The organism is Hymenobacter sp. GOD-10R, assembly GCF_035609205.1.
Lineage (GTDB): Bacteria > Bacteroidota > Bacteroidia > Cytophagales > Hymenobacteraceae > Hymenobacter.
In genome coordinates this window covers 5,220,674-5,240,813 of sequence record NZ_CP141184.1, presented here as the reverse complement: position 1 = coordinate 5,240,813, position 20,140 = coordinate 5,220,674, and the positions used below count along the sequence as shown (strand labels likewise).

Here is a 20,140-nt window from a genome sequence, read left to right as displayed (position 1 = left end):
AACCCAAAGCTGGGAAGTGCGTTGTACCAAGCAGGATCTACTTAGGATCTGCTTTACTACAAATGACTTCTCGCATGACTTATTATTCTACTCCCTGTTTTGCCGCCGTACGCTTACTGATAGTGGTGCTGACTAGTGCGCTGCTAGGTGCCTGTACCACTGCCCAAGAAGGCACTGAATACGAACAGCCGCGCGTCCCGACTGCTATCCGCTCCGATGCTGACCGGCAGGCTGCCTATAATAGTGGTACCGGTTATGGTGGCTCGGTGCCGGATGCCACTCCTGGCCGTGTTCGGCTAGGAGAACAAGCTAGCGGTATCAATAACCGCAAACGACCTGAAAGCGTGAACACCAACGACCCCAACAACACGACTCCCGAGACTCGCTTGCGCCGGCTCAACGACGCTCCTATCGACACCTTGCGGCGTGCGACTGGGTACTAAACACGAAACGAGCCTACTGCTAAGCAAAAGCAGTAGGCTCGTTTGTAGGTAGGTGTTGGACTTACGCAGCGTTATCGTCGGTGCTGGCGGTAGATGATGGTGTTGCGCCGGAAGTAGAGCGCGCAGCTGGCTTGGTAGGACGACCACGGCGGCTAGCACTAGCCGCAGAAGCGGATTTTGCTGCTGGCTTGGCTTTGGCTGCGCCGGAAGCAGCAGGTGTGTTTTTACCGCTGGCTGTTGCTTGGCCGTCAGCACCCGCCTCTTCAGGTAGCAGTGCTACGGCGTGTGGTGCTTGCTCTTCTTGCAGATCGTTGGTCGTAGCAATGCTATCGGAAGCACCGGGCGTAGCACCGTCGGAGTGGCGCACAATGCTGTGTAGCGCTTGCTCAAACAACCGTTCGGTTTCGCTGTCTACGTGCTGTAGGGCTTCGTTGATCACTTCCTTTAAGCGTTCCTTCGTTTCCTTGCGAATCCGTTTTACAACCTCATTGATGCGCTTATCAAGTTCTTTTTGCAGCTGCTTGGCTGCTAGCTTAAGCACTTTCTTCTGATCCAACTTCTTCTCACTACGCGTATCTTTTAAGGCGCCTGCTGCCCGGGCGGCGGCTTTCTCTTCTTTGCGTTGCGCTTTCTCAGCCGGTGTTTTTTTCTCTTTTTTTTCAGGTTGTTCCTGCGAATCTTTTTTCATGGGAGAGGGGTGAATGGAAAGCTATTAGTTGATAGCAAACAAAAGAACTACTCTGCCGAGCTTTTCAACGCCTACGAGCAATTAAGTCTTTGAGAAGTTTTACGCTGTTTGTACGGCTTGTTTCCCTTTTTTTCCTTGTTCTTTTGCACTCAGTGCGGTTGATGCTACCTAGCTGAACGCGCTGCTTCTGTTTACGGTTTTTCTGTTTTTCTTACTTATGTCTGCTGATCCTCAACGCTATACCGTCACGGCGGCTTTGCCCTACGCCAACGGTCCTGTGCATATCGGACACTTAGCTGGGGTGTATATACCCGCCGATATTTACGTGCGTTACTTACGGGCTGCTGGCCGGGATGTGAAGTTTATCTGTGGTTCCGACGAACACGGCGTTCCTATCACAATTCGTGCTCAGAAAGAAGGAGTTACCCCACAGCAAGTGGTGGATAAATATCACGCCTTAATTCGGGATTCTTTCGCTGATTTCGGTGTCTCGTTCGATATTTATTCGCGCACTTCATCCCAAACGCAACACGAAGTTGCCAGCGACTTTTTCAAGAAGCTGTACGACGAGAATAAATTCATTGAGCAAACGTCGCAGCAGTATTACGACGAACAAGCTGGGCAGTTTCTTGCCGACCGCTACATTGTAGGCACATGCCCGAACTGTGGCAACGAAAACGCCTATGGTGACCAGTGCGAGCGGTGCGGTACGTCGCTCAGCCCTACGGAGCTGATCAACCCGCGCAGCATGCTCAGCGGCAACCAGCCCGTGCTACGCGAAACCAAGCACTGGTATTTGCCCCTCGATCAGTACGAGCCTTGGCTGCGTGAGTGGATCGTGGAAGGCCACAAAAACGACTGGAAAACCAACGTGTATGGCCAGTGCAAGTCGTGGATCGACCAGGGCCTGCACCCGCGCGCCGTTACTCGCGACCTAGATTGGGGCGTGCCGGTACCGGTGCCCGGCGCCGAAGGCAAAGTGCTCTACGTGTGGTTCGACGCGCCTATTGGCTACATCTCGGCTACCAAGGATTTGCTGCCCGACACTTGGGAAACTTACTGGAAAGACAGCGGCACCAAGCTCGTGCACTTTATCGGTAAGGATAACATTGTGTTCCACTGCATCATTTTCCCGGTGATGCTGAAGGCACACGGCGACTACATCCTGCCCGACAACGTGCCCGCTAACGAGTTCCTGAACTTGGAAGGCGACAAAATATCTACCTCGCGCAACTGGGCCGTTTGGCTGCACGAGTACCTAGCCGATTTCCCCGGCAAAGCCGACGTGCTCCGCTACGTACTCTGCGCCAACGCACCTGAAACGAAGGACAACGACTTTACCTGGAAGGACTTCCAAGCGCGCAACAACAACGAGCTGGTTGCTAACCTAGGGAACTTCGTAAACCGCGCCGTGGTGCTCACGCACAAGTTTTTCGAGGGCAAAGTGCCGGCTGCCGTCGGCTTCACCACCGAAGACGAAGACATTTTACGCCAGCTTGGTGAATTTCCGCAGCGTATCGGCGAGCTAATTGATAACTACCGCTTCCGCGACGCGCTAAATGAGCTGATGAACTTGAGCCGCCTTGGCAACAAGTACTTGGCCGACATGGAGCCCTGGAAACTCATCAAAACGGATGAGGCGCGCACCGGGACTGTGTTGCATGTGTCCTTGCAGTTAGCTGCTAGCTTAGTAACGCTGCTAGAGCCTTTCCTGCCTACCGCTGCAGCGAGACTGGGGCAAATGTTGAACGTCGAAAAAGGTACGTGGCAAACGGCTGGCCGACCTGATACACTAGCTGCCGGTACTCAGTTGGCACCTGCTGAGTTGCTCTTTGATAAAATCGAAGATGCCACCGTGGAAGCTCAAGTGCAAAAGCTGCTCGATACGAAGAAAGCAAATGAGCTAGCTAATGCCGTAGCCGCACCGGCAAAGGAAGATGTATCGTTCGACGACTTTCAGCGCATGGACCTACGTATCGGCACCGTCATAGCCGCCGAGAAAGTAGCCAAAACCAAAAAGCTCCTCAAACTCACCGTCGATACTGGCTTAGATCAGCGCACGATTGTCAGTGGTATCGCAGAATTCTTTATCCCGGAAGCCCTCATTGGGCAGCAAGTGATGGTACTTGCAAACCTAGCTCCCCGCGAGATTAAAGGAATTACCAGCCAAGGTATGTTGTTGCTCGCCGAAAACGCCGATGGTTCTCTGGCCCTGATGCAGCCGGGGCACGAGGTACGCAACGGTAGCCACGTCGCCTAGGTATCGTATCAACACGTTATTAACAGAGAACCCTTGCCGCAACAGCTATTATGCTGAAGGCAAGGGTTCTCTGTTAATAACGTGTTGAAAACTATGTACTATTTGGTATTGACTACGTTCATAGTTCGCTCCAGCCCCTGCAGACCAAACATAAGCACGCCATCAGCCGCTCTTTCAATGTGTGTTGGCAAATCGATTTGCTCGTCGGCGGAGAAAGGATTGAGCACGTAATCGACTTGCCGCCCTTTGGAAAAGTTGGCATCAACCCCGAAACGAAGGCGAGCATACTCATCCGTGCTGAGCGTTTCTTGGATGTGTTTTAATCCATTATGTCCACCCGCCGATCCTTTCCCTTTCAGGCGCAACTTACCGTAGGGGAGGGCTAGGTCATCGGTCACGACTACCATGTTTGCCACCGGAATTTTGAGGCTCGTGAGGTAATGCGCAGCGGCTTTGCCGCTCAGGTTCATATAGGTAGTTGGCTTCACTAGCACGAAGGTTTTGCCTTTGTGCTTGATTTCCGTGACGAAAGCATGCCGACCTAGCTCAAAACGGGCATCGTGTTTTTCGGCCAAGTAATCGGCCACCATAAACCCGATATTATGCCGCGTATTGGCGTATTCTGGGCCGATGTTGCCCAGGCCTAGCATAAGGTATTTCATGGTTGTTTATTTCTGTTCAGATCAGGCAAAGGTAGGAGCTAGGTCTGCCGTCGGAAAAAGGCAGTACGAAAAAAGCCGCTCCATGGTGAGAGCGGCTTTACTTCTATTCGCAAAACGAAGGGGCTGATTAACCGTTCGCCTGACCTTTCAACGCACGTGGGATGGTTACCGTGGCGATAGGAGCAAGCGGGTTGGTCAGGATCGTGTAGTTCTGCGGAACTACTTTGTTCACCTTGATCGACTTACCTAGCTCTAGGTCGCTGATATCAACTTGTACGGAATCAGGAAGGTTCTCGGGTAGAGCCCGCACCTTTACCTTGCGCAGCTTTGTAACGAGTTTACCACCTTGCTGAACACCAGGCGAAACGCCTACGAACTGCACAGGTACTTCCATCTTCACTTCTTTGCCTTCCTGCAATTCGAGAAAGTCAACGTGCAGCAGCATTTCGTTCACGGGGTGGAACTGCGCATCCTGCACGATAGCGCGGTAGGTAGTGCCTTCCACGTTCAGGTCCACGATGTGAACTTCTGGCGTGTATAGCAATTCGCGGAAAAGGATAGCAGGAGCAGAGAAGTGTACTTGCTCAGTGCCACCGTACAATACGCACGGTACATAAGAATCTAGGCGCAGTGCCTTAGCATCCTTCTTACCGAGATTCGCTCTTTTAAACCCTACAATCTCGAGGCTTTTCATAAACGTGTTCTTTTGAAGAAAAAACGCGTACCCAACGCGGGCAAACGGGCCGCAAAGATAGAAGGATAGTTGCAGAAGAAAAAGCTCCGACTCCTATAATAGAAGTCGGGTCTTTGCCGTGTTTAGGCGCGCTTTATATAAAGAGCGAGCTAATTGATTCGTGGGTTACCACATTCCGAATAGCCTGCGCAAATAGATCCGAGACGGACAGCACTCTGATTTTCTCGTTTTCTTGGCGCAACGGGATAGTGTCGGTGATGATCAATTCTTCTAGAACGGAGGCCTTGATGCGGTCGTGGGCTGGTCCACTAAGTAAGGCATGGGTTACAATTGCGCGCACGGAGCTAGCTCCCCGCTCCATGAGGAGCTCAGCGGCTTTGCAAATCGTACCTGCTGTATCTACAATATCATCGACCAACACCACGTCCTGTCCTGATACGTCGCCAATCACCTGCATCGAAGCAATTTCGTTGGCCCGCAAACGCATCTTGTCGCAGACTACTATTTCGGCACCGAAGCGTTTGGCAATGGCGCGCGTCCGCACGACGCCACCCACGTCAGGCGACGCAAAGATGAGGTTCTCCAGATTCAACGATTTAATGTAAGGTACCGTCACCGCCGCGCCATCGAGGTGGTCGACAGGAATATCGAAGAAGCCTTGGATCTGACCCGCATGTAGGTCACAAGTCATGAGGCGGTCAGTACCTACGCTTTGTACGAAGTCAGCCACTACTTTGGCCCCAATGCTTACCCTAGGCTTGTCTTTACGATCTTGGCGTGCATACCCGTAATACGGCATTACAATCGTGACGGAAGCCGCCGAGGCGCGTTTCGCCGCATCTACCATTAGCATTAGCTCCATCAGGTTTTCAGCCGGCGGGAAGGTGCTTTGAATCAAAAAAACAGCGCAACCGCGCACACTTTCATTGAAGCTTGGCCCTAGTTCCGCATCCGCAAAGCGTTGAATGCTTAAGTCGCCGAGGCGTGTGCCATAAGCGGCGGCTATCTTTTCACCGAGTTCGTGGGAGGCGTTGCCCGCAAAAATCTTGACCTGTGGAGGCATAGTGGTTCAGAAAAGGGGGAAAGTAAAGTAAGAAAGGCAAAGGCAATAAAAAAAGCGAAAGGCGCCGATAGCTTCCAGTGAGGAAGTATCAGCGCCTTTCGCTTTCGTTGTCCGACCAGGGCTCGAACCTGGACTTTCTTGAATCAAAATCAAGCGTGTTGCCAGTTACACCATCGGACAAATTTCCAAACCGCTCTGCCGTTTGGGTGTGCAAATGTACGACTGGAATTATTCAAGGCAAACTTTGGGGTAAATATTTTTTCAAAAAATTCTGCACCCTAGCAGTGCAAAAGGCCTTTTTGATAGGCTGAGTAATTGGTTCTCAGGACTTCAGCTAGGTAGTTGGGATGGGATGAGGATACTATGAAGAGGTCCTTGGCAAAGCGGCGATTTCGCCGTACTTTTGCAGTCAGAAACCTTGCTTACATCTAAATAAAGATAAGATAAACACACGCAATGGCGAATCACGGAAAAATCACCCAGGTCATTGGTCCCGTCGTGGACGTGAGCTTCGCGGGTGAAGACACACGCCTTCCTAATATCCTCGACGCGCTGGAAGTCACCAAAGACAACGGCCAGGTGGTTATCCTCGAGTGCCAGCAGCACCTCGGTGAAGACCGGGTACGTACGATTGCCATGGACTCGACCGAGGGCCTAACCCGCGGTGCTGAAGTTCGGGACCTAGGCTCGCCTATCTCCATGCCAACCGGCGATGGCGTGAAAGGTCGTCTGTTCAACGTAATTGGCCAAGCCATTGATGGTATTCCCCAGCCCAAGAGCAACGGCGGAATGTCTATTCACCGCTCGGCGCCGCCGTTTGAGGACCTCGCTACCACTTCGGAAGTATTCTTCACCGGTATCAAAGTAATCGACTTGCTTGCTCCTTATGTAAAGGGCGGTAAAATCGGTTTGTTCGGTGGTGCTGGTGTTGGTAAGACCGTTCTAATTCAGGAACTGATCAACAACATCGCCAAGGCCTACTCGGGTCTGTCGGTATTTGCTGGTGTGGGCGAGCGTACCCGCGAAGGCAATGACCTACTGCGCGAATTCATTGAGTCGGACATCATCCGCTACGGCGATGAGTTCAAGCACTCGATGGAGCAGGGCGGCTGGGACCTCACGAAAGTAGACCAAGCAGAACTTGAGAAGTCGCAGGCAACGCTGGTGTTCGGCCAGATGAATGAGCCTCCAGGAGCACGTGCTCGTGTGGCTCTGTCGGGTCTGACGATTGCCGAAAGCTTCCGCGACGGTGATGGTAGCGGTGCTGGTCGTGACATTCTGTTCTTCATCGACAACATCTTCCGCTTCACGCAGGCGGGTTCGGAAGTATCGGCTCTGCTGGGTCGTATGCCTTCGGCCGTAGGATATCAACCCACGCTGGCTACCGAAATGGGTGCCATGCAGGAGCGTATTACTTCAACTAAGCGTGGCTCTATCACGTCGGTACAGGCTGTATATGTGCCTGCCGATGACTTGACTGACCCGGCCCCGGCGAACACCTTCGCTCACTTGGATGCTACCACGGTATTGTCGCGTAAGATTGCTGAGCTAGGTATCTACCCCGCGGTAGACCCACTTGACTCGACGTCGCGCATCCTGGATGCTGCCGTACTTGGTCAAGAGCACTACGACACGGCTCAGCGCGTGAAGGAGATTCTGCAGCGCTACAAGGAACTGCAAGACATCATCGCCATCCTAGGTATGGACGAACTGTCGGAAGAAGATAAGCAGACAGTGTCGCGTGCCCGTCGGGTACAGCGCTTCTTGTCGCAGCCGTTCTTCGTAGCCGAGCAGTTCACGGGCCTAGCTGGTGTTCTTGTTGACATCAAAGACACCATCAGGGGCTTCAACGAAATCATCGACGGCAAGTACGATCACCTGCCCGAAGCGGCTTTCAACCTCGTGGGTACTATCGAGGATGCCGTAACGAAAGGTGAGCGTCTGATTGCAGAGGCGAAGTAATTAAATGGCTGAAAGGTTAGATGGTTGAATGGTTAATCGTGCAACGAACGGCCATTTAACCAGTAACCATTTAACAATTCAAACCATGCATTTAGAAATCATCACGCCAGACCGGAAAGTATTCGCCGGTGAAGTTACTTCGGCGCAGTTTCCGGGCTCCGATGGGTTGTTTGAAGTGCTCAACAATCACGCTCCTTTAATCAGCGCGCTAAAAGCCGGTACGATCACCGTAACGAGTGGTGGCGGCCGCGAGGCGTTTCAGATTGAAGGTGGTGTAGTAGAGGTACTGCGCAACAACGTAACGGTGCTGGCGGAAGGCGTTGCGGCCTAGCTAACTTTTTGAATCCTGCAAAAAGCCTTTCCTTTACTGAGGAAAGGCTTTTTGTTTTATCAGCGGCTCATGGATATTCATCCCAAGATTACCCCCATTTACCAGACTTCCGTTTTTAAGTTTGAAGACCTGAATGAGCTGGAGCTCTATTTCAGTGAACCCGGCAGCCGCTACTTGTATTCGCGGAACGGCAACCCCAACTCCGACGAGCTAGCCGAGGCCATTAACCGGCTCGAAGGCGGCGCGGGCGCTATGGTAACAGGCTCGGGCATGGCGGCCATTTTCGCGGCCATTCTCGCGTACTGCCAGGCTGGCGACCATGTATTATGTGCTGCCGATATCTACGGCGGATCCTCAACGCTACTGAACACGGAGCTTAGCCGCATGGCCATTTCGGTGACCTACGTGCCGTTTGAGCAGTTCTACGACTTGCAGCAGTTCGTACGGCCAACTACGCGCCTGATGCTCGTAGAAACGATGAGCAACCCCTTGCTGCGCGTGGCCAACCTAGGCCGCTTATCCGAGGAATGCCACTTTCATGGGTTAAAGCTGGTGGTGGACAACACATTTGCAACGCCCGTGCTGACGCAGCCACTCGCTTTGGGCGCTGATATTGTGCTGCACAGCGTCACGAAGTACCTCTCTGGGCACAGCGACGTGACAGCTGGCGCCGTGGTGGCAGCTGATGAGAGTATAGCCGCTCGCTTGAAGCAGATAGGCATCGTGTATGGTCTGACGCTGAGCCCAATGGAGAGTTGGTTGGCGGTGCGCGGGCTCAAAACATTGCGTTTGCGCGTACGAGAGCACAGCCGCAACGCGCTGGCCATTGCCAACTTCCTAGCCGATCATTCGGCGGTGCGCGAAATTTATTATCCTGGCCTCGTGCAGCACCCGCAGCATGAGCTAGCCGTAGCGCAGGGCGGCGGACTATTCGGCGGCATGATGTCCATTCTGTTGGCCGACGATGCCGAGGTAGTGAATACGTTTATGCGGCGGACTAAGTATTTTCCCTTCGCGCCTTCGCTGGCGGGTGTCGATTCGTCGCTTTCGTATCCGTTGGGCACTTCGCACCGCGCCCTCACGTCGGAGCAGCAACAGAACCTAGGTATCACAACGGGGCTGGTGCGCTTGTCTATTGGCATTGAGCCCTTAGAAGAGCTGATGGCTGACCTAGCACAAGCGCTGGACTAAAGTCTTTGAACTCGGTACATGAGCCAGCGGCGCACGGATGTTCGTGCCGCTGGCTCACGCGTATCAGGACGCCGGTGGTTCTATTTATAATTCTGCATTGTGTAAAGCAAACCTAGGGTCAAGCCCTGGCTGTATTGTAGACCACGGTCCTGATCGTAGTCGTAGAGCAGAATGCCGGTTAGAGCCATATTCACGTACCGGTTGACTTTGGCAGTAAGACTTGCATCGAGGCGGTGGTCGACGCGGCGCAGCGCTAAGTTGTCGCCGCCGTAATTGGCGAAAAGTAAGTAGCGCGCTTTCAGATTGACATTCTTGGCTATGTCGTTGTCGTACTCAGCCAAAATCTGTGCGGCTAGTATTTCCCACCGTGTTGAGTGGCCGGGGCGCACGCCGTATGGATTGTCGCCCAGGGCCGGAATGAAGCGCTGGTTGCGTCCTACTACAGTCAGGCGGGGCGCAAACGGCGAAAGGCGCACTTTGAAGTAGGTTGTTGGATGATATTCAAAACCATACGCTAGTGTAACATAAGCCGGCGCGAAGGTAGACGAGATAAACTGCGCACCCTGGTTACCACTAGCATCGTCGCGGTATTTGTAGCCATCAGCAAATTGGGTAAGTAGATTAAGCGAGATGAACATATCCCACTTTGGATTGAGCGCCCGACCGTATTTGGTGTCTAAGTAAAGCCGGTCGAGGCTTTTGCGGTAGCCCTGGCCTTTATTAGAAACAAACGCATATAAGAAATCAGCTTCGTTGTCCCAGCTGTGAATGTCGCGTTTGTAGTCGGCGTGGGCATTGAGCAACGTATTCAAGCCGAAGGTATTGACGCCGCCCCCGCGCCAGTTGGAAGAAAGAGTAGCCTCCTGAAAGTTTAGCGCGGCTTTGAAGCTCTTTCTCCACAATGACGTCGGCCTGAGCGTTGTTGTATCAGTAGGCACGGTTTGCGCCGTGACTTGCCCAGGTGCCCAGAAAGCCAGTAGAAGTAGAAAACCAGTAAGAATTCTTTTCATAGAGGTAGGGGTTGTGGTGAATAGCATATGACAAAACAGGCCTATCGGTAACCAAAAGGGAACCCAATGTTGAAGTAAGGCAACACCTTCTTCGTGACGTTTGAGTACATCAAACTCGCGTCGATAGGCCCTAGGAACGAGTTGATACCTAGGGTAATGGCCCCACCATAGACGAAGGCAGCCGGTTGCAGCTTGGTATTGCTGTTGATAAAATCGTGGTACAAGACGTTGAACTTGGCCGTAGCAAAAATCCGCGGCCCCACGGCATATTGATAGCCCACCAAACCCGTAGCGACGCTACCTGTGTAAATGGCCGCCTCGGGCAGCCCAGCAAACGTAATTTGGTTGCGTATCACGCTGCTAAGCCCGCCAATCACAAAATCGTTGGCAATGGATTGGCGGTAGCGTCGGTTGATGCCTGCCTGCGCTTGTAGCAGCAGCGTGCTGCGCTTCGTTAGAGAAGTGTACTGCTCGAAGTTTAGGCGGGAGTGCTCGTACGGTTTAAAGGATAAACCGGGAGACTGCTCGGTGCCAACAACAGTAGAGTCAATAAGTATTCGATAGTCAGGACGTTGACCGTATACGTAGCCATATTCCACTTCGAGCTTACGGCCGCGAGTCGGGTACGCTACGGCGTTGAGCGTGTTGCTTTCGTAGAATAAGTAGCTGTTCAGTAAATGGATACGACCATTGAGTTGAAGCCGCGACGTTATTTCGGGCTTGAAACGCCCATACTCATAGCGCGTCCCGACGCCGAGCCCGTGGTTTCGGTTAATGAGCTTGAGCAGCTGGGCATTAGCTAGCACGTAGCGCTGTTTATACAAACCACCCTTATCAAACCGGGCAGTGTACGTCGTAATTTCTACTTGCTCAGCCTGGGCTAGGAAGCGCGCTACTACGTTTTGGCGCTTGGTAAGGTATTGGATGTGTTTGAGGCGAAGCCGTGGGCTTTCCCCAATGTTCACAGCAAGCTGGCTGGTGGAAGAAGGGAACAGCTTGTCTTGTAGCGAAACGCTGCCAATCAAACCAATGCTGGTTAGGGAGTTATAGTGAACGCCTAGCCCTACCCGTGCCGGTACACTACGCTCCACGTCAAACACGATCTGAGCCGACGAATCGGAAACAGGCACCAGCGTGTATGTGATTTTGCGGAAGGCGCGTGTGCCAAAAGCATCCCGAATAGAAGAAGAAATTTGTGTCGCAGTATAGTAGCGCTTAGTGCGCAACTGGAGTTGGCGTATAAGCAAAGAGTCGGCGGCAGGACCTAGCCCCCGTACCTGGTAGCTTTCGATGTAAACAGAGTCGGCACGTGCATGGGGAAGGGACACCGGTGGGGCCGGGCCGTACAAGCTATTCAGCGAGTCACGCAATGTTTGTAGTTTGGAAAAGGTGGCACGTCCGCGCGTGTTGCCGATGGCCAGAATGGGGCCGGCCGCCGAGAAACTCCCGCTGGTGTAGTCACCTAGTGGATAGTCGACGTACACATTGCACAATACTTTCTGAAGCTTGAAATCGCTGTTGTCCTTGAAAGAGGAAATTTGCATCAACACATCAACAGGGTTGCGCAAGCTGTTTTCCGTGTAAGCTCCGGCCGAAACGTTGCTCCCAATAACGACACCGGCCCCCATTGCCTTCACTTCCGATACCGGGAAGTTGCGCACGACGCCTCCATCAACAAGCCGGTGCCCTTGGTACTGCACAGGAGTAAAAACCGACGGAATAGCCATACTCGCCCGGATGGCCTGGACAATTTCGCCCGCGCGAAGCACTTCGGGGTCGCCGGAAAACACATCGGTGGCCACGCACCGGAAGCCTCGCTGGAATTGCGCGAAGTTCTTGTTGCGGTAATAGGGAAAGAACAAGTCACTAAGCTTCAGCCACAACTCTTCCGATTCAATAACTCCCGTGGGAAATCGGAAGGAACCATTCTCGAATGGCAGTTCGACGATGTACCGGCCAAAATCGTCTTTGCCCGGCAACGTAATCGTGCTCAGTTGAGCGGCGTTTGTTAATAGGGCGTTCCAGTCGAGACCTTGCGCAATCTTCTCAATTTCGTTCCCTGAGTAGCCAGCCGCGTACAACGCTCCCACAACCGCGCCCATACTCGTCCCGGTGACGTAGTCGACGTGTACTTGGGCCGAATCCAGCGCCTTCAACAAGCCCACGTGAGCTAAGCCCCGCGCCCCACCGCCGCTCAAGGTAAGTCCTACCTGTGGGCGCGACCCTGGCGACTGCCCCCACAGGTTACCGCTGAGTACCTGAACAAAGATGAACAGTAGACCTAGCCTTCTAAACCATACTGGCGGGAAGCGCTTGCTAAACAAACGGCCCTGATCAATTGCTGCGTTGCGGGCATTGAAAAAGCTAAGTATGGGTAGAGTGGCTGCCGCGAAAGTAGTTGAGTAAGGGGCTGGATATAAGGAAGTATGGCTGGTAGTCATAGTGGGGTTGTTCAGAAAACCTAGCTACTTATTAGTGTGTGAGTTGATCAACTAATAGGTGCGGATCACTACCATTATACCGACGGATACTAATACTTTCAACGGACTGCTGCGTATGGTCTAAGCACAGACAGGATAACAAAGCCGTACTTGTGCAGTGTGGCTGCCATAAAGCTTAGACCGCCAGCGGTAAGCGCCTAAAAAAGGCCGATCTGACTAGCCAAATTAGGTGTAGGAAACCAGCCTAGAGCGTGCCGCCAACTACTCAGGCGATAGATAGAAGGAGTGGGAAGACGTGAGCGAGCGTCGTACTAAGCGGCTTTGCTAAACCACGAGGGGGCGTGCGTAGGTGTCAGCGCCTCGTTCCTTTGTTGGGTATCTCCCTCAAATGGGAAGTACTAGTACCGATGTAGATAGTGCTGAAAGAGGGATGTGCTAGAGCTTCTTAGCCGTAAAAAGCCCACGAATAAGTAAGACAAAGCTCTACGGTAAGGATACAAATTATTATTATAATTATCTGACTGTCAGAAGAAATACTTGCAGACTATGCGTTCTTCGCTTTGGCTACGCAGTAGTTCTTTCGGTTTTCACAAGCTACCCCTAGGTAGTTTTATAGAAGAGGTTGGAGGTGGAGGACTGTCGAACTTAAAGAACTTCTTTCAGGGCGTCCGCTATGCGCTCTAGATCGGTCTCGGTCATGGCGGAGCCGGAGGGTAAGCACAAGCCGCGCTGAAAAAGGGCCTCGCATACGGAGCCGCCGTACCTAGGTGCCTCCGCAAAAAGCGGCTGCAGATGCAAGGGCTTCCATAAGGGCCGGGACTCAATGTTACGGGTTTCGAGGTGCTGGCGAAGCTGCTCGATGGTGACGTCGGTTTGCGTAGAGTCGAGGAGCACGGTCGTGAGCCAGCGGTTGGAGCGGCTGCCTACGGGCTCGGCGGGGCCAACTTGCAGGGCCGGAATACTTTGTAGGTGCTGGCGGTACCAAGCGTAAATCTCGCGCCGCTTCTTCACTCGATCTTCGATCAGCTCCAATTGACCGCGCCCGATACCCGCGAGAATATTGCTGAGGCGATAGTTGTAACCCGTGACGGAGTGCTCATAATGTGGTGCCGGATCTTTCGCTTGGGTAGCTAAGAATTGCGCTTGGCGGGCCCACTCGTCATTATCTGTAAGCAGAGCGCCTCCGCCGCTGGTGGTAATGATCTTATTGCCATTAAATGAAAGCACGCTAATGGCCCCGAAGGTGCCTAGCAAACGTCCGGCATAGCGTGAGCCTAAGGCTTCAGCGGCGTCCTCCAGAACTGGAATAGCGTACTCAGCGGCTAGAGCAAGGATGGGCTCGACTTGTGCAGGCATACCGTATAGGTGCACCACAATGAGCGCTTTCGGCTTTTTGCCGCGCTGCACCCGGTCTTCGATGGCTTCGCGCAGCCGATCAGGGCAGATGTTCCAAGTAGTAGGCTCGCTGTCGACGAACACCGGTGTGGCACCTAGGTAGGTGATGGGGTTGGCGGTGGCAACGAACGTGAAAGATGGACAAAGCACTTCGTCGCTGGGGCCAACGCCTAATACTGCCAACCCGAGGTGAATAGCGGCCGTGCCGGAGTTTAGAGCCACGCAGTGCCGCGCCCCCGTATACTGGCAAAGCTCCTGCTCGAAGCCCCGAATATTCGGCCCGACCGGCGCAACCCAATTGTCCTCAATGGCCTTGTGCACGTAGTTGAGCTCGTGGCGACCTAGGTGCGGTGGGGAGAGGAAAATTCGGTCGTGGTCTTGGCTACGCATGGGTTTTGATAACAGTGGCAGGCACGCCCACGGCGGTGCAATCGGGGGGCAAGTCGCGCACTGCTACGGCGCCGGCGCCCACAATAGTACGTGCCCCCACCCGTACTTGATTGATAACGGTAGCATTCGTGCCCAAATAAACGCCCGTTTCAAGGTACGCCTCCCCGCCCACGTTGGCGTGCGGCATCAGCGAGCAGAAGTCTTCCAGCACCGCATCGTGGCCCACGGTGCAGCCTAGGTTCAGCAGCACGTGCCGGCCTAGGTAGATGTCGGTGGTCAGAATGCACCCCTGGCTAATAATGCTGCCTTCGCCAAGCTGAAGGTGCTGATACGGCTGACACGCAACGGAGGGATGAATAAGCCGGGCAAAGCGCAGCAGGGGAGACGTAAGCCGTCGAACGATGGCAGCCCGGTGCCGGCTGTTGCCTACGGCCACTACCACGTACAGCGGCTCGTGGCTGGCGTTCAGGTCGGCGGCGGTGCCTAGGTAGGGTAAGTCATGAATCTGCGAAGTAGCGGGGGCGCTGTCGTCGTAGAAGCCGGCAAGGTCCCAGGTGGGAGCGGCTTCGTTGATCTGCCGAGCCAGCACGAGTACTTCGCGGCCTAAACCGCCGGCACCAAAAATGGCCAAACGCGGACGAGCGCTGGCGTGTGAGGCAGAATCACTCATGCTACAGGGGGAGCTTGGGTCGGCTGATTGCCGGTAAAAGCGGTGGTCGTGACCTGACCCGCTGACGTAATATTTTGGGCACGTAGTACTCTCCAGCAGGTGAGCACCAATATGCGCAGATCCAAGCCAAGCGATACTCGGTCGACATACCACACATCGTAGGCAAACTTCTGCTGCCAGGAAATAGCATTGCGCCCATTGACTTGCGCCCACCCCGTAATACCCGGTAATATTTCGTGCCGCCGGGCCTGCGTAGCGGAGTAGAGCGGCAAATATTGGGGCAGCAATGGGCGTGGGCCCACTAGGCTTAGGTCGCCGCGAAGTACATTCCAGAGTTGCGGTAACTCGTCGAGCGAGGTGGCACGCAGCCAGCAGCCTAGGCGACCTAGGCGCTCAGCATCTGGGAGCAAAGAGCCTTGAGAATCGCGGGCGTCGTTCATCGTCTGGAGTTTATAAAGGGTAAATAGCGCCCCATGCCGACCGGGCCGCAGCTGCCGGAACAACACCTTCCCGTGATTCGCTACCGCCAACAGCACCACCGCGCTCAGCAGCAGCGGCAGCGTAAGCAGCAGCAGTGGCCCAGCCAATGCTAGATCGAGCAGGCGCTTACCCCAGGAACGATACCAGTTGGTAGGATAGGAGGCAGACATACGAAAAAGCAAACCGAGCGGACCGCAACAAAAAGCAAAAATAGCTTTTTCTGTGGCGTAAGCTTTAGTTTGCACCAGCGTTGGTAACGCTTGCCTATTGGCCCGCCCACCACTCGCCACTTCCTCCCATGCTTGTCTTCCCAAACGCTAAACTCAACCTAGGTCTGTATATCACCAGCCAACGCCCCGATGGCTTTCGTAACTTGGAATCGGTCTTTGTGCCGCTACCTTGGTGCGACGCCTTCGAAGTACTGCCGGCCGATGCGGCCAGCCTGACGCTTAGTGGTATCCCTATTCCCGGCGACCCCGCGACTAATCTGTGCTGGCGAGCTTACGAGCTACTGAAAGCAGACTTTCATCTGCCGCCCGTGCAGATGCACTTGCACAAAGCAGTGCCCATTGGTGCGGGCCTAGGTGGTGGCTCGGGCGATGCGGCGTTTGCCCTACGCGCCTTAGCTGATCTGTTTGAGCTAAACCTCTCGCCTGAAATTTTAGAAGACTATGCTCGCCGGCTAGGGAGCGACTGCGCCTTTTTTATCCGTAATAAGCCGGTTTTTGCCTACGAAAAAGGGGACGTGTTCGAGCCGATTTCGTTAAACGTGACTGGTATGGGCTGCAAGGTGATTTATCCCGGCTTGCACATCAGTACGGCAGAGGCGTACGCTCGTGTCGTGCCGCGGGCGCCACGCCATGATTTGCGCACGAGCCTAGCACAACCCATTGAGCAGTGGCACGAGTTGGTGAGCAATGACTTCGAGGAAGCCTTGATTCCCTATTACCCCATACTGGGTGAGCTGAAGCAGGCGCTCTACAATGCGGGTGCCGCTTACGTTAGCCTATCTGGCTCTGGCTCGGCCGTATATGGCCTTTTTCCGGGGCGTGAAACATTGCCAAAACTGTTGTTACCGGAAGAGTTTCAGGTATGGGACGGCGTGCTGTAGGGCTGCATATTCCTACAGCACCGCTTCTATCGGCGCGGGCTTACGGCGGCGTTGGTTCCACTGGTCGAGTACCGGGTGTACGAGCACACTGAACAGAATGACCAGCGTACCTAGATAGAAGTTCAGCGACATCTTTTCCTGGGAGCCGAAGATCAGCACGGCCAGCACAATGCCGTACACGGGCTCCAGGTTGATGGTGAGGTTGACAACGAAAGCCGAAAGCCGCTTCATCAGCTCCACCGAGCTGGAAAAAGCATATACCGTGCAAGCGCCCGACAGCACAAACAGCCACAGCCAATCGAGCGGCGCTGGGATGAGGTGCAAGCCGGCACTAGCCGTAAAATACTGACTGTAAAATGGTAAGAACAGCGCAATTGCTAGGCAAGCACCTAGCATTTCATAAAACGTTAGGCGCAAAGGAGAATGCTGCTTTACCAGCTTAGAATTCAGCACGCTGAACAGAGCAGATAACCCGGCGGATATGGTGGCAACGCCCAAACCTAAGAGCTGATCCAACTCTGCTTGCGACACCAGGTAGAGACCAACCATGGTTAGTAGACCTAGGCCTACTTCATAAACGCGCACCCGACGCCAAAGCACCAGCGGCTCCAAGAGCGAGGCCCACAGGGCTAGCGTCGCCATGCCGGCCAAGCACACACTCACGGAAGAAAGACGGGCGGCTAGGAAAAAGGTAATCCAGTGGATAGCTACTAAAACGCCTACACTCAGCAAGCGCAAAACGTCGGCTGGCTTGATACGCCAGCTTTGCTTTCTGATAACCAGCAAAGCTGCTAGCCCGACAGTCGCCAGAAACGTCCGCCAGAACACTAGCTCGACGGGTGGTAGTGAGATGAGCTTGCCTAAAATGGCCGTGAAGCCCCAAAGCAAAACCAAGAAATGTAAGCGGAGGTAATCCTTAAGCACGAGTAAGAAAGTAAGAGAGTGACTGAGTAGCTGAGTGACTGAGTGCCGTTCGAAAAGCACTCAGTCACTCAGCTACTCAGTCACTCTTTATTGCGGCACGAAGCGGTAGAGCGTAATACCAATGCCAGTGAATACAATACTGGGTACCCAGGCTGCTAGTATGGGATGCACCTGCCCCACTTGAGCTAGATTACGGCTCAGAATCACGAAAATGATGAAGACGAAGGCTAGCACGAAGCCGAGCGCAATTTGGCCACCCACGCCTGCCCTCGACTTGCGGGCACTCAGGATAACGCCGATAACTGTAAGAATGAGAATCGCATACGGGTAAGCATACCGTTCGTACTTCTCGCTTAGGTAGATCTGCGTATCGTCGGCGCCGCGCTCTATCTTTTGGTTGATGAACGCATTAAGCTCTGGCAAGGTGAGGGTCTCGGAGAGCCGGTAGGTGCTGGCAAAATCCTTAGGGTAGAGGTTGAGCGTGGTGTCGCGGGCAGGCATCGTTTGCAGCTTTTCCTGTTGCCCATTGAACGTCCGTATCACTTGCGGCGTAAGTTTCCATGCTTTACGCGTCGAGTCCCAGCTAATAGCATCAGCCGTCATGCGGCGCTTAAGCTGAATGCCGTCGATGGTTTCGAGTGCAAAACGGTATCCTACGTTATTGGTGTTGTCGTAGCTTTCCATGTAGGCGTAGCTGCGCGGCCCAATCTTGATGTGCACATTGCGGCCTTTGTACACGTAAGGGTTCTTCACGTACAGGCGCTCGAAGGCCACCCGCGTCTTGTTAGCCAGTGGAATAACCCAGCCAGTTAGCCCAAACGTGACAATCCCAATAATGGTACCGCCCATCACGTAGGGCAACAGCAACCGCTTGAAGCTGACGCCACTAGCCAAGATGGCCACAATTTCGGTGCGTGCTGCCAACCTAGCTGTCACGAACACCACCGCAATAAATACCGTGATAGGAGAGAGCAGGTTAGCGAAATACGGGAACAGATTCACGTAGTATTCTAGCAGCACCTTCTTCGCCGATAAGTTGTGCTTGATGAAGTCGTCGTTTTTCTCCGTGAAGTCAATCACGCAGATGACGAGCACGAGCACGAGTACCGTGAAGATGAAGGACGTCAGGAACTTCTGGAGGATATATTTATCGAGCAGCTTCATAGGTTAAATAAGCAATGAACCAGTAGCAATGAGCAATTAGACTTAGTGGACGTTTGAAACAACACAATTCATTGCTCATGGATAGTGGTTCACTGAATTATAAGCGGGTCATCACTTGCTTCACCATGCGCTCTTTCCACTCGCGAAAGGTGCCGGCTATAATCTGCTCGCGCGCTTGCTTCACCAGCCAAAGGTAAAACGTCAGGTTGTGAACGGAAGCAATCTGCGCGCCGAGCATCTCTTGGCTTTGAAACAGGTGACGCACGTAAGCACGTGAGTAAAACGTACTAACGTAGCCGCCAAGTTCAGCGTCAATCGGCTCGAAGTCGGTCGCCCATTTTTTATTGGTGACATTCATAATGCCCTGCGTGGTGAAGAGCATGCCGTTTCGAGCATTACGGGTGGGCATCACACAGTCGAACATATCTACGCCCAACGCAATGTTCTCCAGAATATTGGCCGGCGTGCCCACGCCCATCAGATACCTAGGTTTATCCTTCGGCAGAATATCGCACACGAGCTCGGTCATCTCATACATGAGTTCGGCCGGCTCGCCCACGCTCAAGCCACCGATGGCATTGCCTTCGCGTTGCTGCTCGGCAATGAACTCGGCCGATTTGATGCGCAGATCTTTGAACGTGCTGCCTTGCACGATAGGGAACAGGGTTTGGTCGTAGCCGTAGTGGCCTTCGGTGCTGTCGAAGCGCTGGATGCAGCGGAGCAGCCAGCGGTGCGTCATATCCAGTGACTTACGGGCGTAGTCGTACTCGCAAGGCCAGGGGGTGCACTCGTCGAAAGCCATCATAATATCGGCCCCGATGGTGCGCTGGATGTCCATCACGCCCTCCGGCGAAAATAGGTGCTGCGACCCATCGATGTGGGAGCGAAACTTTACGCCTTCCTCTTTGATCTTACGCGTATTGCTCAAGGAATACACTTGGTAGCCGCCACTGTCGGTCAGGATGGGGCGGTCCCAGCCGTTGAACTTGTGCAGGCCGCCTGCTTGGCGCAGTACATCGAGCCCGGGGCGCAGGTAGAGGTGGTAGGTATTGCCAAGAATAATTTGCGCCTGAATATCATTCGTGAGGTCGCGCTGCTGCACGGCTTTCACCGTACCAGCCGTCCCGACAGGCATAAAGATCGGAGTTTGAATTGCGCCGTGCGCGGTGTGTACTACGCCAGCGCGGGCTTTGGTCTGCGGGTCGTTAGCGACTAGGTCAAAAGTCATGGAAGAAAGAAGCTCCTATAGGGACTTACGGAA

The 20,140-nt window shown here is 53.8% G+C and carries 18 protein-coding genes and 1 tRNA gene; 6 read left to right on the top strand and 13 right to left on the bottom strand.

From position 1 onward, the window contains the following. The first annotated feature begins 62 nt into the window (after positions 1-62). Complete coding sequence (locus tag SD425_RS20885; protein ID WP_324672000.1) at positions 63-443, top strand: hypothetical protein; 381 nt, start codon at positions 63-65, stop codon at positions 441-443. 61 nt (positions 444-504) lie between these two features. Here the strand turns inward: SD425_RS20885 and SD425_RS20880 are convergent, their stop codons facing one another. Further along, the gene (locus SD425_RS20880; protein ID WP_324671999.1) at positions 505-1,131 is read right to left on the bottom strand and encodes a hypothetical protein; all 627 of its coding nucleotides are present in this window, start codon (positions 1,129-1,131) and stop codon (positions 505-507) included. 217 nt (positions 1,132-1,348) lie between these two features. On the opposite strand from SD425_RS20880, the gene metG reads away from it, so the two are divergent. Further along, a complete protein-coding gene (gene metG / locus SD425_RS20875) occupies positions 1,349-3,391 on the top strand; it encodes a methionine--tRNA ligase (RefSeq protein ID WP_324671998.1) in 2,043 nt (680 codons plus the stop codon). A 98-nt stretch (positions 3,392-3,489) separates the two neighbouring features. On the opposite strand, the gene pth is transcribed toward metG, so the two are convergent. The 4 genes from pth to SD425_RS20855 form a co-directional block, all read right to left on the bottom strand. After that, positions 3,490-4,053 carry an aminoacyl-tRNA hydrolase gene (gene pth, locus SD425_RS20870; RefSeq protein ID WP_324671997.1) on the bottom strand — a complete coding sequence of 188 codons (564 nt, stop codon included), beginning with the start codon at positions 4,051-4,053 and terminating at the stop codon, positions 3,490-3,492. Between the two features lie 127 nt (positions 4,054-4,180). Next, on the bottom strand, positions 4,181-4,747 hold the full coding sequence (locus SD425_RS20865; RefSeq protein WP_324671996.1) for a 50S ribosomal protein L25/general stress protein Ctc: 567 nt from the start codon (positions 4,745-4,747) through the stop codon (positions 4,181-4,183). A gap of 133 nt (positions 4,748-4,880) precedes the next feature. Continuing rightward, a complete protein-coding gene (locus SD425_RS20860; protein WP_324671995.1) occupies positions 4,881-5,810 on the bottom strand; it encodes a ribose-phosphate pyrophosphokinase in 930 nt (309 codons plus the stop codon). A 107-nt stretch (positions 5,811-5,917) separates the two neighbouring features. Continuing rightward, positions 5,918-5,990: transfer RNA gene (locus tag SD425_RS20855), tRNA-Gln, on the bottom strand. A gap of 276 nt (positions 5,991-6,266) precedes the next feature. Here SD425_RS20855 and atpD point away from each other — a divergent pair. From atpD to SD425_RS20840, 3 genes are all read left to right on the top strand, one after another. Further along, entirely contained in the window at positions 6,267-7,772 is a 1,506-nt protein-coding gene (atpD, locus tag SD425_RS20850) for a F0F1 ATP synthase subunit beta (protein WP_324671994.1), read from the top strand. A gap of 85 nt (positions 7,773-7,857) precedes the next feature. Next, positions 7,858-8,103: an ATP synthase F1 subunit epsilon gene (atpC, locus tag SD425_RS20845; RefSeq protein WP_086594860.1), complete on the top strand. Its 246-nt coding sequence runs from the start codon at positions 7,858-7,860 to the stop codon at positions 8,101-8,103. A 69-nt stretch (positions 8,104-8,172) separates the two neighbouring features. Next, complete coding sequence (locus tag SD425_RS20840) at positions 8,173-9,294, top strand: aminotransferase class I/II-fold pyridoxal phosphate-dependent enzyme (RefSeq protein ID WP_324671992.1); 1,122 nt, start codon at positions 8,173-8,175, stop codon at positions 9,292-9,294. A gap of 80 nt (positions 9,295-9,374) precedes the next feature. Here the strand turns inward: SD425_RS20840 and SD425_RS20835 are convergent, their stop codons facing one another. The 5 genes from SD425_RS20835 to SD425_RS20815 all read right to left on the bottom strand — a co-directional run bounded on the left by SD425_RS20835 (position 9,375) and on the right by SD425_RS20815 (position 15,850). After that, complete coding sequence (locus SD425_RS20835) at positions 9,375-10,304, bottom strand: DUF3078 domain-containing protein (protein WP_324671991.1); 930 nt, start codon at positions 10,302-10,304, stop codon at positions 9,375-9,377. 41 nt (positions 10,305-10,345) lie between these two features. Continuing rightward, complete coding sequence (locus SD425_RS20830; RefSeq protein WP_324671990.1) at positions 10,346-12,745, bottom strand: patatin-like phospholipase family protein; 2,400 nt, start codon at positions 12,743-12,745, stop codon at positions 10,346-10,348. A gap of 645 nt (positions 12,746-13,390) precedes the next feature. Next, a complete protein-coding gene (locus tag SD425_RS20825; RefSeq protein ID WP_324671989.1) occupies positions 13,391-14,530 on the bottom strand; it encodes a DegT/DnrJ/EryC1/StrS family aminotransferase in 1,140 nt (379 codons plus the stop codon). Then, positions 14,523-15,200, bottom strand: a complete 678-nt coding sequence (locus SD425_RS20820; protein ID WP_324671988.1) for an acetyltransferase — start codon at positions 15,198-15,200, stop codon at positions 14,523-14,525. The genes SD425_RS20825 and SD425_RS20820 overlap by 8 nt, the downstream gene beginning before the upstream one ends. Next, a complete protein-coding gene (locus SD425_RS20815; protein WP_324671987.1) occupies positions 15,197-15,850 on the bottom strand; it encodes a sugar transferase in 654 nt (217 codons plus the stop codon). Before SD425_RS20815 ends, SD425_RS20820 begins: the two co-directional genes overlap by 4 nt. Before the next feature lie 128 nt (positions 15,851-15,978). Here SD425_RS20815 and ispE point away from each other — a divergent pair, with 128 nt between their 5' ends. Beyond that, the gene (gene ispE, locus SD425_RS20810; protein WP_324671986.1) at positions 15,979-16,791 is read left to right on the top strand and encodes a 4-(cytidine 5'-diphospho)-2-C-methyl-D-erythritol kinase; all 813 of its coding nucleotides are present in this window, start codon (positions 15,979-15,981) and stop codon (positions 16,789-16,791) included. A 12-nt stretch (positions 16,792-16,803) separates the two neighbouring features. On the opposite strand, the gene SD425_RS20805 is transcribed toward ispE, so the two are convergent. The 3 genes from SD425_RS20805 to tgt form a co-directional block, all read right to left on the bottom strand. Then, positions 16,804-17,715: a DMT family transporter gene (locus SD425_RS20805; RefSeq protein WP_324671985.1), complete on the bottom strand. Its 912-nt coding sequence runs from the start codon at positions 17,713-17,715 to the stop codon at positions 16,804-16,806. Positions 17,716-17,802: 87 nt separating this feature from the next. Then, a complete protein-coding gene (locus SD425_RS20800) occupies positions 17,803-18,879 on the bottom strand; it encodes an LptF/LptG family permease (RefSeq protein ID WP_324671984.1) in 1,077 nt (358 codons plus the stop codon). Positions 18,880-18,976: 97 nt separating this feature from the next. Then, positions 18,977-20,107 carry a tRNA guanosine(34) transglycosylase Tgt gene (gene tgt, locus SD425_RS20795; RefSeq protein WP_324671983.1) on the bottom strand — a complete coding sequence of 377 codons (1,131 nt, stop codon included), beginning with the start codon at positions 20,105-20,107 and terminating at the stop codon, positions 18,977-18,979. Positions 20,108-20,140: the final 33 nt, after the last annotated feature.

Bases quoted from the DNA above. Each gene is read 5' to 3' on its own strand.
- SD425_RS20880 (WP_324671999.1), bottom strand. From the start codon at position 1,131: ATGAAAAAAGATTCGCAGGAACAACCTGAAAAAAAAGAGAAAAAAACA.
- SD425_RS20815 (WP_324671987.1), bottom strand. From the start codon at position 15,850: ATGTCTGCCTCCTATCCTACCAACTGGTATCGTTCCTGGGGTAAGCGC.
- atpC (WP_086594860.1), top strand. From the start codon at position 7,858: ATGCATTTAGAAATCATCACGCCAGACCGGAAAGTATTCGCCGGTGAA.
- SD425_RS20800 (WP_324671984.1), bottom strand. From the start codon at position 18,879: ATGAAGCTGCTCGATAAATATATCCTCCAGAAGTTCCTGACGTCCTTC.
- tgt (WP_324671983.1), bottom strand. From the start codon at position 20,107: ATGACTTTTGACCTAGTCGCTAACGACCCGCAGACCAAAGCCCGCGCT.
- SD425_RS20830 (WP_324671990.1), bottom strand. From the start codon at position 12,745: ATGACTACCAGCCATACTTCCTTATATCCAGCCCCTTACTCAACTACT.
- metG (WP_324671998.1), top strand. From the start codon at position 1,349: ATGTCTGCTGATCCTCAACGCTATACCGTCACGGCGGCTTTGCCCTAC.
- pth (WP_324671997.1), bottom strand. From the start codon at position 4,053: ATGAAATACCTTATGCTAGGCCTGGGCAACATCGGCCCAGAATACGCC.
- atpD (WP_324671994.1), top strand. From the start codon at position 6,267: ATGGCGAATCACGGAAAAATCACCCAGGTCATTGGTCCCGTCGTGGAC.
- SD425_RS20840 (WP_324671992.1), top strand. From the start codon at position 8,173: ATGGATATTCATCCCAAGATTACCCCCATTTACCAGACTTCCGTTTTT.
- SD425_RS20865 (WP_324671996.1), bottom strand. From the start codon at position 4,747: ATGAAAAGCCTCGAGATTGTAGGGTTTAAAAGAGCGAATCTCGGTAAG.
- SD425_RS20825 (WP_324671989.1), bottom strand. From the start codon at position 14,530: ATGCGTAGCCAAGACCACGACCGAATTTTCCTCTCCCCACCGCACCTA.
- SD425_RS20835 (WP_324671991.1), bottom strand. From the start codon at position 10,304: ATGAAAAGAATTCTTACTGGTTTTCTACTTCTACTGGCTTTCTGGGCA.
- SD425_RS20820 (WP_324671988.1), bottom strand. From the start codon at position 15,200: ATGAGTGATTCTGCCTCACACGCCAGCGCTCGTCCGCGTTTGGCCATT.
- SD425_RS20860 (WP_324671995.1), bottom strand. From the start codon at position 5,810: ATGCCTCCACAGGTCAAGATTTTTGCGGGCAACGCCTCCCACGAACTC.
- SD425_RS20885 (WP_324672000.1), top strand. From the start codon at position 63: ATGACTTCTCGCATGACTTATTATTCTACTCCCTGTTTTGCCGCCGTA.
- ispE (WP_324671986.1), top strand. From the start codon at position 15,979: ATGCTTGTCTTCCCAAACGCTAAACTCAACCTAGGTCTGTATATCACC.